This is a genomic window from Thalassospira marina (assembly GCF_002844375.1).
Taxonomy (GTDB): domain Bacteria; phylum Pseudomonadota; class Alphaproteobacteria; order Rhodospirillales; family Thalassospiraceae; genus Thalassospira; species Thalassospira marina.
This window is the reverse complement of the sequence record NZ_CP024200.1, coordinates 267,862-281,970: the sequence shown is the minus strand read 5'-3', so window position 1 is coordinate 281,970 and position 14,109 is coordinate 267,862. Positions and strand designations below refer to the sequence as shown.

General features: G+C 56.2%; 11 protein-coding genes. All 11 read right to left on the bottom strand.

From position 1 onward, the window contains the following. Nucleotides 1-2: 2 nt before the first annotated feature. The 11 genes from CSC3H3_RS21600 to tssC are packed head-to-tail and all read right to left on the bottom strand — an operon-like array spanning nucleotide 3 to nucleotide 14,101. Nucleotides 3-806, bottom strand: a complete 804-nt coding sequence (locus CSC3H3_RS21600; protein ID WP_101286489.1) for a type VI secretion system-associated protein TagO — start codon at nucleotides 804-806, stop codon at nucleotides 3-5. After that, a complete protein-coding gene (locus tag CSC3H3_RS21595; protein WP_165791896.1) occupies nucleotides 785-2,341 on the bottom strand; it encodes a sigma-54-dependent transcriptional regulator in 1,557 nt (518 codons plus the stop codon). Before CSC3H3_RS21595 ends, CSC3H3_RS21600 begins: the two co-directional genes overlap by 22 nt. A 2-nt stretch (nucleotides 2,342-2,343) precedes the next feature. After that, entirely contained in the window at nucleotides 2,344-5,199 is a 2,856-nt protein-coding gene (tssH, locus tag CSC3H3_RS21590) for a type VI secretion system ATPase TssH (RefSeq protein ID WP_101286488.1), read from the bottom strand. After that, nucleotides 5,199-6,062, bottom strand: coding sequence for a type IVB secretion system protein IcmH/DotU (gene icmH, locus CSC3H3_RS21585; RefSeq protein WP_157831983.1), 864 nt, complete (start codon nucleotides 6,060-6,062; stop codon nucleotides 5,199-5,201). The genes tssH and icmH overlap by 1 nt, the downstream gene beginning before the upstream one ends. Nucleotides 6,063-6,067: 5 nt before the next feature. After that, on the bottom strand, nucleotides 6,068-7,411 hold the full coding sequence (gene tssK, locus CSC3H3_RS21580) for a type VI secretion system baseplate subunit TssK (RefSeq protein ID WP_101286487.1): 1,344 nt from the start codon (nucleotides 7,409-7,411) through the stop codon (nucleotides 6,068-6,070). 8 nt (nucleotides 7,412-7,419) lie between these two features. Continuing rightward, the gene (gene tssJ, locus CSC3H3_RS21575) at nucleotides 7,420-7,947 is read right to left on the bottom strand and encodes a type VI secretion system lipoprotein TssJ (RefSeq protein WP_101269265.1); all 528 of its coding nucleotides are present in this window, start codon (nucleotides 7,945-7,947) and stop codon (nucleotides 7,420-7,422) included. Further along, entirely contained in the window at nucleotides 7,944-9,395 is a 1,452-nt protein-coding gene (gene tagH, locus CSC3H3_RS21570; protein WP_101286486.1) for a type VI secretion system-associated FHA domain protein TagH, read from the bottom strand. Before tagH ends, tssJ begins: the two co-directional genes overlap by 4 nt. Before the next feature lie 14 nt (nucleotides 9,396-9,409). After that, entirely contained in the window at nucleotides 9,410-10,426 is a 1,017-nt protein-coding gene (gene tssG, locus CSC3H3_RS21565) for a type VI secretion system baseplate subunit TssG (protein WP_101269262.1), read from the bottom strand. Beyond that, entirely contained in the window at nucleotides 10,390-12,162 is a 1,773-nt protein-coding gene (tssF, locus tag CSC3H3_RS21560) for a type VI secretion system baseplate subunit TssF (RefSeq protein WP_101286485.1), read from the bottom strand. The genes tssG and tssF overlap by 37 nt, the downstream gene beginning before the upstream one ends. A gap of 2 nt (nucleotides 12,163-12,164) precedes the next feature. Beyond that, nucleotides 12,165-12,620: a type VI secretion system baseplate subunit TssE gene (tssE, locus tag CSC3H3_RS21555; RefSeq protein WP_101286484.1), complete on the bottom strand. Its 456-nt coding sequence runs from the start codon at nucleotides 12,618-12,620 to the stop codon at nucleotides 12,165-12,167. Beyond that, nucleotides 12,620-14,101, bottom strand: coding sequence for a type VI secretion system contractile sheath large subunit (gene tssC / locus CSC3H3_RS21550; protein WP_101269256.1), 1,482 nt, complete (start codon nucleotides 14,099-14,101; stop codon nucleotides 12,620-12,622). Before tssC ends, tssE begins: the two co-directional genes overlap by 1 nt. Between the last annotated feature and the right edge of the window lie 8 nt (nucleotides 14,102-14,109).

The following is a 14,109-nucleotide window of genomic DNA, read 5'->3' as shown; positions in this document are numbered from 1 at the left end:
GCCTACCTGCTATCCATTTTCCATGCGCAATGGCGGCCCATCATCGGAAGCGCGCTGCGCAATGCATCAGCATCGAAAAACAGCGAACGCTGTTCGTTTCCGGCATCAACCGACACCTGAATTCTGCTGCCATCGGTAATCGTCTTTAAAAGGCGGATGCTTTCCAGCCCGCGCGGGGTTTCGAGGATGTGCCCCTGGCCGTTCACCCGCAAAAGCGTGCCGGTGGCGTTTTCCTGCGAAATGCTACCGCCATAAAGAAAGCGGGCATTCACGGTGCGGCCGGAAAAACCATCCATCCACATCAGGCGCATCCGCGTGATGTTGTTTTCACAACTGACCAGCATTGCACCCTTTTCCCCGGCATCGGCCAAAGCTGGTAATGCAAGGTAAAGGTCGGCCTGACGGCGAAGCTGGTCAAAATCGGCCATATCGCGGGGCGGGTTGATACGGTCCAGCAAATCACCATTCGGCCCGGTAATTTTGGCCCCGCTTTTATGGTCCAGAAGCGTCACAGCCACACCTTCCGGCGTGACATTGGCCGACCGCAAAAAGCCGTTCACATAGCTTACGGCCAGTGGCGTTTTTTCATCATCGGTTTCAACGGGTTGCGCGATGGCAACACCTTCGTCACCCATGCCCGGCCGACCCAGCAGGCTGTCATAACAGCCCAGCCGGTCCAGGCGGTTGGCCGTTGTGAAGCAGGCCGCCAGGGCATCATCATCAATCACAGTTTGGGCATTGGCATTTATGCTGGCGCCACACACCACCATCATGGCCATAACACCTACAGTCCGTATTTTTTGCATTTATCAGCCAGTGTTCTTTTGGGGACACCCAGCATCTGCGCCGCCGTGGTACGGTTGCCATCGGTTTGCGCCAATGCACGTGTAATCAGGTCCTGTTCAAACATCGCCATTGCCTCGGGCAGGGGTAAAACCCCCGGCGATGATGCGTTTTCGGGCATTGCTGCCGCGTCCACCGCCTGGAAATGCGCCACGGTCAGCATGGTGCCGTCTTCGGCATCGCTGGCAGCAAGGCGGGTCAAGCCTTCCAGTTCGCGGCGATCCCCGGCAAAGGGGCGCTGCGAAAGAAAGGCAAAGGCGGTGGGGTGAAGTTTCAAATGGCGTTTTTCTTCACGTTCGATCCCGGCAAGAACGGCATGGACGATATCGCCGATATCCTCGCGGCATTCGCCAAGGGAAGGTACGGTAACGGTGGTTTCACGCAGGCGGTAATAAAGGCCGGGTAAAAACGCGCCTTCCTGCGCGCGTACCGAAAGATCGGACCGTGCCGAAACAATGATACGGGCAGACAGTTCCATATCGCGTTCGCTGCCCAGCGGGCGATATTGCCGTGTTTCCAGCAAACGCAGCAGCATTTCCTGGCTGGGACCACACAGGCGGTCGATGCCATCAAGATAAAGCACACCATTGCCCGCCTTGCGCAAAAGGCCCTTGCGCGCACTGGCAACACCCTTGATCGCGCCGCGTTTATGCCCGAACAGTTCGGGGGCGAAAATATCGGCCGACAGGCTGGCGCAGTTTACATAAACAAACGGTGCCGAAGACTGGATCGAATGTTCGTGCATGGCGCGGGCGACTTTTTCCTTACCCACACCATCGTCACCCAAAATCATGACCGGCCCGGTTTTACCGGCCAGATGGGCAACTTTTTCACGCAAAATCTGCATCGGGCGCGACCGGCCGATCAGGCGTTTGGAAAGCCGCCCTGTGACCCGCCGCCGCAGGGACATGCGGTCCCCTTCGGCGCGGGCCAGTGATTTTTCCAGCATCGCCTTTTCGTTTTCCTGCCCGGCAACGACCTGGCGGGTTTCGATGGATGACGACACTGCACGCAGGATTTGGCGGGTCACACTGCGGTCCAGCCAGGGGGCAATCGCCCCGTCGGCCAGAACCACAGCAACCCCAAGAAAATCGGCATTGGCACGTGCAAGTGGCAAAACCGCCATATGGGTCGGCAGGCTTAACCCGTCGATCGCTTTGGTCACGGGGGAAATGTCATAGCCTGCCATGCCGTTATCGAGGCACAGGGTTTTGCCGGTAAAGGCAACCTGGGTTAACGGGCATACGGGCGAACCACCGCCGCCCTGCAAGGGATGCACAAGCGAGCCCGGTGCCCAGGTTGAAAACCCGTGGGCATAACCACCTGAAAGCACCAGGTTGCGCCCGGTTGCATCAAGCAGATAGATCAGCGCAATGCGACCGCCGGTCATATTGGCGATCAATTCGCCACTTTGGACCAGCACGCCATCCAGCCGTGTCTGGTTCACCAGATTGCACAGCGAGACAAAATGATCGCGCATATTGAACTGATCGATCATGTTCATCCTGCCCGGGCCTCTTTCTCGGCGAAGTCCGCATCATCGGTTTGCGAACCATCGGCATTTTCGGCGTCACCGGCCCCTTCCCCATCATCGACCGCCGTTTCATTTGCCGTTTCCGGCAGGAAGGTCATGACAAAGCCACCATCGGCGGCATCAAGTTCCAGCGCATCAAGGCTGGCATGATCGGAAATGCGTTGCAGGGCTTCTTCGGCGATGCTGGGCAAAATCCAGCGGTCAATCACCTGCTCAACCATGCGGGCGCCATTATCGGCATGGGCACACAAATCTTCGATCAGGGCCAAAACCGCATCATTCCAGCGCAGGTCCATGCCACGTACCTTTTTAAGGCGGGCAGCAAGGCCATTAAGTTTCAGATCAATGATCTGCTGGATGCTTTCGCTGGAAAGCGGTTTGAAACACAGGATGCGCATACGGGCCAGAAGGGCCGGTTTGAAATGTTCCTGCAGATGCGGGCGAAGGGCCTTTTCCAAGGCCTCCATCGATGCATTTTCAACCGTCTCACGGTTTTGCATCAGGGCATCCGACCCCAGGTTCGAGGTCATGAAAAACACCACATTGCGGCAATCAATTTCACGGCCTTCGCCGTCATTGATCACGCCTTTATCGAACCCCTGATAGAAAATATTCATCACATCAGGATGGGCCTTTTCGACCTCGTCAAGCAGCACGACCGAATAGGGCATCTTGCGGATGGCCTCGGTCAGGATGCCGCCTTCGCCATAACCGACATAGCCAGGGGGTGACCCAATCAGGCGCGAAACAGTGTGTTTTTCCTGATATTCGGACATGTTGATCACACTGAGGAACTGGCGACCGCCAAACAGGTTAAGGGCCACCTGTTCTGCCGTTTCGGTTTTACCAACCCCGGACGGCCCCACCAGCAAGAACACCCCGCGCGGTGCACTGTCACGCACCAGGTCAAGGCGGGCAGCCTTCATGCGGTCGTGGATAACCTCAATCGCCAGGTCCTGGCCTTTGATCACGCTGCGCAATGCATCGCCAAGGCCAAGGATACGATCCGCATCATCATCGGACATGGCAGCGGCGGGAACGCCGGTCCAATCTGAAATGACATCGGCAATAACGCCTTCGCCCACTTCAAATTCAACCAGTGCCGTTTCATTACGCCGTGCGTCGCGCAGTTCAGCCAGCAGGGCAACAATTTCGGCACGCAGTGCTTCGGGGTCGTACTGTTCGGATGCACTGGTTGCGTCCGCTTCATTTTCGGCGGTCGTTGCCAGCGCGGTATCTGCATCGTCATCAATATTGGCAGCATGGCCGGTTTCGTCATTGGCTGCATCGTGGCCCTTGGCAATCAGGGTGCGCAGTTCAATAACGCGGTTGACCTTCTGTTTTTCGACCTGCCAGCGATGCTGCAATTTTTCGGCCTGGGCATGAAGGCGGGCTATCGTTTCTTCGATATGGTCGCCCGTGCTGCCTGCCCCGATGGCGGCCATGCGGCTGTCGCGGTCGCGGTCTTTGCGTTCGCGTTCAAGCATGGCAATGCGTTTGTTCAGCCAGTCCAGTTCGCGCGGCTGGGCCGACTGGCCCGCAGCAACACGGACAGCTGCGGTATCGAGCACGTCAAACGCCTTGTCGGGTAGCTGACGGCCCGTCAGATAGCGCACTGAAAGGGCGGCTGCAGCATGCAGGGCAGCATCGGAAATATATACGTTATGCTGGCTTTCATATTGCGGGCGCAGGCCCCGCAGGATGGTAACGCACTGGTCAATCGTCGGTTCAGCCAGTTTGATCAACTGGAAACGACGGGTCAGGGCGGCATCTTTTTCGAAGTATTTTTTGTATTCCGACCAGGTAGTGGCCGCAATTGCGCGGATCTGTCCGCGTGCCAGTGCCGGTTTCAACAAATTGGCCGCATCCGACCCGCCAGCCGCGGCACCACCGCCAATCAGGGTGTGGGCTTCGTCAATAAACAGCACGATCTTTTCCGGCGCGCTGATCACTTCATCCAGCACGGCCTTAAGACGGCGTTCAAATTCACCCTTTACTGATGCACCAGCCTGCAGCGCACCCAAATCCAGTTCCCAAAGGGCCGCACCCTGCAGGGCGGCGGGTACATCGCCTTCAACAATTTTAAGGGCCAGCCCCTCGGCCAGGGCGGTTTTACCCACGCCCGGATCACCCACCAGAATGGGGTTGTTTTTGCGACGGCGTGACAGGATATCGGTCATTTGCGCGATTTCGGTATCACGGCAAAATACCGGGTCAATCTCGCCGTTTTTGGCCTGTTCGGTCATGTTACGGCCAAATTTGTGCAGGGCACTTTCGCTTTGGATCGGGGCATCACCCGCACCATTGGCGCCACCATCGCGGGCCGGATTATTGGGGTCGCCATTGCCTTCCATGCTGCCTTTAACCAGGTCGTAAAAACCGGTCAGGATGGCGCGGCTATCAAGGGCTTCAAATTCGGAAAAAACATAAAAATGGCAATAACGATCCGGGTTTTGCGCAACCGCGGCAAAAATCGTTCCGGTGCGGATATTGTCTTCTTCCAGCTCGCCACTGCCCAGCATCAGGGCATCCTGCAACAGCTCCAACAGCAGGGTAGCAAATTCCGGCAGGTCCTGTGCGCCGCGGCGCGCATGATCCAGCGATTTGCGCAGTTTGGCTTCCAGGCGTTCGGGCTGAATACGCAGTACGGATAACAGCTTGCCGGTATCCCCGCCGGGCTGTTCCATCATCGCCAGTAACAGGTGGCTGACGGTCACTTCAAACTGGCTTTGTTCAATCGCCATTTCGCTGGCCCGTTTCAGGGCTTCTCGGCTATAGGTATTGAGTTTCGATAAAATACGTTCTTTGGAAACCTTTAACATCAGGGCCTCCCTGCCATGTTGTTTCCACCAAGAGAGGCCTCGATCTGTGCCTCGATCCCGTCGATCTGACTGCTCAGGTTTTCGTTAAAGGCAATATTGATGCCCGCCAGAATAACCAGACACACAAGCACCACCCCCCATACCGGGAAGCGCCATCCCATGCGTTCCTTGGCGTCATAGATATTCGGTTCCGGGTTCACGAGCTTGTCAGGTGCTTCGCCCCGGTGTTTTTCAAGAATGCCGTGCACATTGACCAGAAGCTGTTCCAGCTTGGCCTGGCCGTTATGCATGACGTGGTATTTGCCCTCGAAGCCAAGGGCGATGCAGTAATAAAGAAGTTCCAGAAGGTCGAGGAAGCGGTGCGCTTCATCCATCACCCGATCCAGAATGGCGAAAACCTTTTCACCGCCCCAGGTTTCGTTATGGAAAATCGAGAGCATCGGCCGTTCGGGCCACAGGCTTTCAGCACCCCAAACCTGCGACAGCACCGCCTCATCCAGGGTCGCACACAGAATGTAACGGGCAGCCAGAACAGTGGCCTCGTCATATTCCATTTTTTCCAGATCCTGCTGGAAAACCGGGATTTCATTGACCAGGCGGCTATGCAGGGCTTCGATATCGTTGAAATCGTGCAGATTGCGAATACGCACGCTTAAACCCAGCAATGGCACGGCGGCTTCCAGCAGGCGGTTTTTGCCCTTTGCCGAAAGCTGAAAATCCATGGTTTCACGCGATGACATCAGCGATTCAATCATGTCATCGGGTTTGCTGCCGATCTGGCGGGTTGCCTGCCCGCCATGGCCATTGGCCGCAAGCGCGGCCGACCGCCTGGAATCATATGGTGATACGGCAATATCGGTCATTTGCATTATCCCATGATTGCCCAGAATTGCAGTTCAAGTTCCGGGAACTCCCCGGCGATGTGAAATGCAAATCCGTCGGAATTTTCCAGATGTCCCCAGCGCGGCGAAGAACGTTCCAGCGCGAAATAGGAATATCCGGCGTGATAGGGCAGCTGACGCGGGGCAACCGGCATCAGACGCAGCGGAATGCCCGGAAGCTGCTTGTGAACAAGTTCGCGAATTTTCTCGATCGAGCTGATTTTCGACTGCGCGACAAATTCGCGGTGCAGGCGTTCCTGCGGCACATTGGCCTTGACCGCCAAAACAAATTCCGCCGTGCGGATCAGTTCGCGTTCATGGACCGGGGCCACCACATAACCATGCAATTTATGTTCATGCGGGATCGGAATGGCATTTGCCACCAGGGTCGCCGTGACAAGCTGGCGCAGATGCTGGGTGACTGTGGGCCAGCATTGATGCGGCAGGGCATGGTCATAAACCGGCAGATCAGGGCAGATTTTGCTTTCATTCAAAAAGGTCGAAAGCTCGCCAATGATTTGCAGCAGCAATTCATAAACCGGGCGCGGATGCACCATTGACATGCGCACATAGTGGCGCAGCAGCGGTGACATTGAATTCAACCCGCGCAAAAGCAGGAAGTCGGCGACTTCGGCAACACCGTTCTGGTCGGGTTTGCCAATACGCCCGGCGATGGTTGCGGCACGCTGTTCAACACCATCGGCCAGTTCACCAAGGAACCGGCGCAGCGACGGGGCGGCCGAGATCGACAACATGGTCGGATAAAAACCCTTGTCGATCACAATTGCCCCTTCGCCGGTTTTATCAACGATGCGTGCAACCGCCAGCTTCGAATAGGCAGACAGGTCCTGGGAACCGGGCAGCAGCACCGGGCAGGCACGGGCAACATCGATGGCAGCCAGTTCACCTGCCTGCACGGTGTTGTCGCGAACGGCGATTTCGTCGGTGACGTAACGCGCCGCTACCCCGGTTGCCGCATTGCGGTTCCGGTCAATCTCGATGCCACCATCAATCATCAGCGGCACACACAGATAGATAATTTCGTTGGCGGTCAGGCCTTCGGAAATGTCCAGAACCGGCGGTGACACGTCCGTTCCGGGAATGTCAAACACCGTGCCATCGGGCATGATGCCACTGGCACTGACAACAGCAACCTTGCCCAGCGACAGCAGTTCCTCGTTCAGGATCAACTGGTGAAAGCCAAAATTGTGTGCCTCACTTCCTGACGCATAACGCTGTGCCAGATTTTCCAGATAGCGGGTCTGCTGCTGGAAGTGATGGGGTTTGACAAACAGGCCGTCCGACCATGCCACTTTGTTATTCGAAGCCATAAGCGGGTTTATCCTTCCTGCTTGACCAGACGTACTTCTTCATCGAGCAACAACAGCAAGAACTGGTCGTTATCGCCGATATCACGAACATTGACAGAGGTGCGCCAGACCGACTTTTCGAGATCCAGATATTCGGCAATCACCGCAATTTTCTTGGTGCCTTCGGGCATTTCATAGGGGCCAAGCACCTGGTAGCTGTCCGGCTTGATCATGGTTTCGCCAAGGTCGCCCTTAAGGGTCGAGCCAAGGGTTTTTTCCATTGAATCGGTCAGCGAGAAATAGTCATAGCTGAACACGCGGTGATCGCTGCTTAGGGCCAGAACCCGCACAACGATGGGCGAGGGTTCACCCTGGAAATTCTTGTTCACATCGGCTGCAGCATAGGCCTGCAGCGAAACCGTGGTCGGTTGCACTTCATCAGCGCCAACCTGAATGTCGGGATCGGAAATAACGTCGTAAATCTTTTCTGACGTTTCACACGCCGCCAAAGACAAACCCATAACGGCCACCAGAAAAAAGCCCGCCAAACGCTTCATTGTTCAATATCCCTTTCGTTTTCTTCACCCAGATCGCGCTGCATCTGTTCGTGGCGGCGCGTCGCGCGGTATTCGTTTCCAAAAACTTCCCAAAACAACATCTGCAGGCCCTGCTGGCGCTGGGACCGCAATTCGGAGAAATAGGCCCGGTACATTCGCCAGCACCAGGCGTCGTAGGCTTCCTGGCTTTCGGGGACACCTGCCGCGTCATAGGCCTTGAAGCGGCGTTCAAGGGCACGGGGCAACAGGGCAGCCAGCACGGCATCAAGGGCACGGTCGATGGATTTTTCCGTTGCCGCCTGATGCGAATTCAAATGATCGAGGGATTCCTGCATTGCCGCAGGTGCCGAAAGATGCACCGGCCCACGCTTGGAGAAAAAGGCGTGCAGGGCTTCGTCGGTATCGCTGCTAAAGCGGATCGGGTTATCTTCCAGCGCATGAAGATGCATGGTTGCGAGCGGAAAATTGGCCGAACGTTCCGACGTGCTTTTGTAAATCTGGTTTAGCCCCTCAAGTGCGGCCCGAAGTGACGCGCCAATGTCGCTTAGAACGCGTGCGGCCTGTTCGGTGCTCATTTCACCGAGATGGATGCCCAGGCTCTTGGCCAGCGGGCGCAGCGCGACATGGTCCACCGCGTGGGGTAAATCCACCGAAACCGCGTCAATCGCGCTATCGGTATTGCGCGAGGATGCGTGGGCCGATGCCTTTGATGCCGATGCTGCCCCGTTTTCTGACTGAACCGGTTCTTCAAAACCGTAACGGTCCCGGCGGATGCGGGTATTGGGCATCGAGGCAAAGTGCATGTTGGCATCATCCTGCTGGCTGTTGGTGACACGGGGTTCGGCACCGCGGCGCAGATTGACATCATCCTGCAGCAGGATTTCATCGTCGCTCTGGCGGGCGCGCTGTGCTTCGGAAAAGGCGGAAAGGGGGTCGGTCTGCTGGCGGGCGACCCGGCGTTCATCAAGAACCTCCATCGGGTCATCGCGGGTTTCACGCGTGGGGGCCGATGCCTCCACCGGGCGGGCTTCGACATAAACACTGTCGCGCACCAGGCCTTCACGGTTGCCATATTCTGCCCCGACCATCGAATGCACACTGACCGGGCGCGCATCGAGATATTCGCTTTGTCCGGTGCTGACGGTGCATTTCAGGTTTTCGATCTGGACTTCGTCCTTGTCCGACAAAATCACCGGGCGGCCGGTGGGAATGGGGGCCTTGGCACGGTTGACACGGATATTGGCGTTTGACACCCGTTCAATGGTGAAATGCCCGTCTGCCACCATGATGCGTGCAGCGGTTTCGGGGATGGCACCATCGCTATCCTGGATCTGCCAGGTTGAATCCGGTGCCGAGCCAATCAGCCCGCCCCGCTGCGAAAACACAAAACTGACGGGAAATGCGGGTACCGCGTCATGCACATTTTCGATTTGAAACTTTGCTTTCATCGTTTGTCCCGTTCTTACCCTCGTGCCTGCAGCACCACGGGCTTCAGCCCCTCGCGCTGCGTATTTCCGATAAATGTTGTCCAGCCCAGGCTTGCTGTGTCCGGGCAGCCCAGCTTGAATGCCGGGACTTCATTGCGCTGAAGATTAAGTTCGATGTCGTAGGCCAGCTGGTCTTTCAGCAGGAATTCCACCAGTTCTTTCAGGCGGGCATAATCCTTGCCGCTGGGCAGAAAATCGCGGAACCGCTGGAAGGTCAGATTGCGAAGAACCACGGTAAATTTACCGGCGCGGTCTTCGACGAAACGGCCAATGACAAAATCCTGGCCCAGCGACATATTCACACTTCCCATGCGCGCTCGCTGATCCTGCGGGATTTCGACCTTGCGCAGTTCAAGCTGGCGGATCGATACATCAGGCAGGGAAAAGGCATGCGCGATCACACCGCTGACCATTTCCGCCGAACGCACCCGCCCGGCAACCACGCCCAGATAGGTCAAAAGCTTTGCCCAGGGCACATCGGCCTTGCCACGGCTTTCATCGCCGCCAATCCCGATCAGCGAGAACATCCAGTCTGAAAACTGGTCGGTCGCGCCAGCGTTATAGCGCACGTAATAGCGGTATTTCCGCCAGATCAGGTAAAACAGCCACACCAGGCGGTTGGAGAAAAAGTCATTGAATGCCTGCTGCACGCCTTCTTCACCCGCGCTCCAGGCGGCGGTTTCAAGCATGTGCGATGGCAGCGGCGAGGACGGCCCATGCAGCCCCAGAAACGACACCGTCATTTCCAGTTCATCACCGGCTTCTTCATCGACCGGGCGCAGCGACACCACATCGGATGCCGGAAAACCCAGCCCCGGGGCGACACGAAAAATCAGGTCTTCGACCTTCTGGGTCTGAAGCGCACGTTCTTCCACCTGCTGGCCTGACGCCTTAAGCAGAATATCCACCGCGCGGAAAAACGAATAACGCTGCGGGTTTGCCTTCAGATCATCAATCATATGAGGGGCTGATTGCCGATACGGGCCGTCCATCGGTACTCCTCCCCTGCTTCCAGTCCGCGAACGACAAGTTCGTGGAACGAATTGATGGTGGCATACAGCGCGAAGAATTCGGCCAGAACGGTCGAGAACAGATACATCTCGCCCTCGCTGGCAAATTTGCTTTCGCGCATATCAATCGTCGAACGCATGCCGCGTACCGGCAGGCCTTTGAAAAGGCGATCAATCGTATGCGATGAAATACTGGCGATACCTTCCAGGCGCATCACGGCTTCGCGTTCACGCTGGCGGTCCACCTTGGCGTTGAAATCAAACACGTTCAAAATGGTGCGCAGCGCCTCAACACTTTGCAAAGACAGGTAATTCAGCGACAAAGCCGAAATCAGCTGCCATTGCAGGGCACCATCAACAACCGGGTAACGCGGCGGTGTGGGCCGGGTTACGTTGGTCGGGTTGACATAGGACGGGATCATGTGTGTGGGAATGCAGATATCGCCCACCGCCAGATCGCGCGGTGTCGCCCCGTTTGAACAGGTCAGGCGTACCGAAACGGTTTCGCCGTCATTGACCTGGTAAAGTTCGTCTTCGCGGACAAAGGAAATCAGACGGTCCAGCTTTTCACCCGAAAGCGACTGACGCACCTTTTCGCGGAAATAAACCGCCGCCCGGCCATCCACACGTTCAATTTCGTGCATGAAGGATTCAAACCGGCTGAATTCGCGCGAAATGCCACCGGAATGCCCTTCTTCCGACGGGCGCCAGCCGGTCACGGCATCTATCGAAAAGACTTCGATCTCGCCCGCATCACGGCGGGTGGGGCGGATGTGATATTCGGTGCGGCGACCATCAAGCAAGATCGGTTCGGCGTCATGTTCAAACAGATTGATCGCCGGAACACAATGCAGCAAAAAGCTTTGCTTGCCGATGCGCACATCAGGCGGAAGCGGACGTTCAAATTCAAACACCACTTCAAAGCGGGTGGCATCTTCGCCCAGATGGGCCGTCGGAATATTTAAAAGATCAACAAAGTAATATTTCTGCGGAAATGCATAAAATTCCTGCAACAGGCGATAGCCGACAAAGCTGTTATCAGGATAGGGCAGGACTTCTTCGGATTTCTGAAGACCAACCTGTTTGACGCAATCCTTGCCCAGGGCAATTTCATTGCCAGTGGCAATATCGCGAATTTTCACCATTTTCAGGTAACGGTGCAGCCACAGACCCAGGGTAAGCGCCGAATAATCGCTGCCCCCCAGATGAAACCGCAGACGTTTAAGGTTAATACCGCGAATTTCTTCTTCGGCCAGACTTTCGATCTGCATGGTGATGACGGATTTTTCCTTCGACACACCATGATGGACGTCTTCAACGCTGATCGGCAGAACTTCGGTATCATAGGCCGTGCGGAATTTGCACACCGTACCGCCCAGCGGAATGCTTTCGACTTCCAGCCCGGCCGGAAGCATCTGGCATTCATTGATCGCCCCCTCACGCGGGTTCATTTGCATGACCACCATGGATGGCACCGGGCGCAAAAAATTGGGCCATAGCAGCATCAGAAGGGACTGGGTAACTTCGGGTAACTGGTCGTCGATTTTTTCACGCAGCCGGCCGGTCAGCAGGGCAAAGCCCTCCAGAAGCCGCTCGACATCGGGGTCGGTGCTGCGCTCGGACAGGTAATTTGTCAGCTTGGGGAAATGCCGGGCAAAGTCTTGCCCGGAATTCCGCAAATAATCCAGCTCATCCTGAAAATAACGTGCTGTAGACAAAACTACCTACCCATTCTCAAGGAAAACGAACGCCCTTCGGACAGGACCAGATCAATGGTGACCTGTTCGCGGGCCGAACCGATCTGGGTGCGTGCCGATATCTGGAAAAACAGTTCAAGCCCGCTTTCCTGTTCGCGATCGAAACGCACGGCCACGTTACTGACACGCGGCTCGTAGGTTTCGATAACATTGCGGATATCGTTCGCAACGATGCGCAGCATGTCGGCCGAACCGACCGAGGCATCGTTGAAATCGGCCAGCCCGAAACCGGGCGCACTTTGCGACCCGCCGCTGCGGCCATTCAGAACGTTCAAAAGATTGTTCTTGATAGACGCAACGCGGGCGGCAAGCCTGTCTCTAACATGCGAGGTCTGCCCCAGATCGTCGGCGCGGATGCGTTCCATCAAGGAACGCGACCGGACCGCTTCAACATGTTGACGTGCCAGGGGATGATTCATCAGTCTTTATCCAGACGACCAACCAGGGACAGTTCGAAATTCGCGCCCATATATTTGAAGTGCGGACGCACAGCCATGCTGACCCGATACCAGCCCGGATCACCGGCAACATCCGAAACCTCGATTTTGGCGGCACGAAGCGGACGGCGCGAACGGACATCTGCCGGCGGATTTTCCTGGTCGGCAACGTACTGGACAATCCAGGCATTCAGTTCGCGTTCAAGGTCGGAACGTTCTTTCCACGAACCGATCTGTTCACGCTGCAACACCTTGATGTAGTGCGCCAGACGGTTGATGATGAACATGTAGGGAAGCTGGGTACCAAGCTTGTAGTTGGTTTCGGCTTCCTTGCCTTCCTTGGTATTCGGGAAGCGTTTGGGCTTCTGAATCGAATTGGCCGAGAAGAACGCCGCATTATCCGAACCCTTGCGCATGGTCAGCGCAATGAAACCTTCTTCGGCCAGTTCAAATTCGCGACGGTCCGTGATCAGGGTTTCGGTCGGAATTTTCTGTTCAAGCTGACCAAATGATTCATAAACATGAACCGGCAGGTCATTAACAGCACCACCGGATTGCGGACCGATGATATTCGGGCTCCAGCGGAATTTGGCAAAGCTGTCATTGATGCGTTCACCCAGCAGAACGGCCGTGTTACCCCACAGGTAATTTTCGTGGCTGTCTTCAACAGCTTCACGGTACTGGAAGGTCTTGGTCGGATTTTCCAGCGGGTCATAGGGGGTACGCAGCAGGAAGCGCGGTGCGGTCAGGCCGACATAGCGGGAATCTTCGGACTCACGCAGGCCACGCCATTTGGCATATTGCGGCCCTTCAAACAGCGACGACAGTTCCTTGATCTCGCCCAGTTCGGTGAAGGATTCCACACCAAAGAATTTCGGGTTGACCGAGGAAATAAACGGCGCATGCGCCATTGCGCCAACCGATGCGCAATATTGCAGAAGTTTCATATCCGGCGAGGATGCATTGAAGGAATACATGCCGATCATGGCACCAACCGGTTCACCACCGAACTGGCCGTAACCGGCAGAATAGACATGCTTGTAAAGGCCGGACTGCGGAACTTCGGGCGAAAGTTCAAAATCTTCGAGCAATTCATCCTTGCGGATGGAAAGCAGCTCGATCTTGATGTTTTCGCGGAAATCAGTGCGATCGACCAGAAGCTTCAGGCTGCGCCAGGTTGATTCCAGTTCCTGGAATTCCGGGTGATGCAGGATTTCGTCCATCTGGCGCGAAATCTTGCGGTCCAGCTCGGCGATCATGCGATCAACCCGGGCCTTGTTTACCGGCTCTGCCGATGTGTCACCGGCCAGAAGTTCGGCGATAAAGGCTTCAACACCTTTGCGCGCAACATCATAGCCGTCATCTTCGGGGACCAGATTGCTTTTTGCCATGATCTGGTCAAGCAGGGAATCCTGGGCTAGACCTTGACTTTGGGCAACAGGATCAAGTGTTTCGGTATTCATCGTTCTCG

Bases quoted from the DNA above. Each gene is read 5' to 3' on its own strand.
- CSC3H3_RS21595 (WP_165791896.1), bottom strand. From the start codon at position 2,341: ATGATCGATCAGTTCAATATGCGCGATCATTTTGTCTCGCTGTGCAAT.
- tssC (WP_101269256.1), bottom strand. From the start codon at position 14,101: ATGAATACCGAAACACTTGATCCTGTTGCCCAAAGTCAAGGTCTAGCC.
- CSC3H3_RS21600 (WP_101286489.1), bottom strand. From the start codon at position 806: ATGCAAAAAATACGGACTGTAGGTGTTATGGCCATGATGGTGGTGTGT.
- tssH (WP_101286488.1), bottom strand. From the start codon at position 5,199: ATGTTAAAGGTTTCCAAAGAACGTATTTTATCGAAACTCAATACCTAT.
- tssE (WP_101286484.1), bottom strand. From the start codon at position 12,620: ATGAATCATCCCCTGGCACGTCAACATGTTGAAGCGGTCCGGTCGCGT.
- tagH (WP_101286486.1), bottom strand. From the start codon at position 9,395: ATGAAAGCAAAGTTTCAAATCGAAAATGTGCATGACGCGGTACCCGCA.
- tssG (WP_101269262.1), bottom strand. From the start codon at position 10,426: ATGGACGGCCCGTATCGGCAATCAGCCCCTCATATGATTGATGATCTG.
- tssJ (WP_101269265.1), bottom strand. From the start codon at position 7,947: ATGAAGCGTTTGGCGGGCTTTTTTCTGGTGGCCGTTATGGGTTTGTCT.
- tssK (WP_101286487.1), bottom strand. From the start codon at position 7,411: ATGGCTTCGAATAACAAAGTGGCATGGTCGGACGGCCTGTTTGTCAAA.
- icmH (WP_157831983.1), bottom strand. From the start codon at position 6,062: ATGACCGATATTGCCGTATCACCATATGATTCCAGGCGGTCGGCCGCG.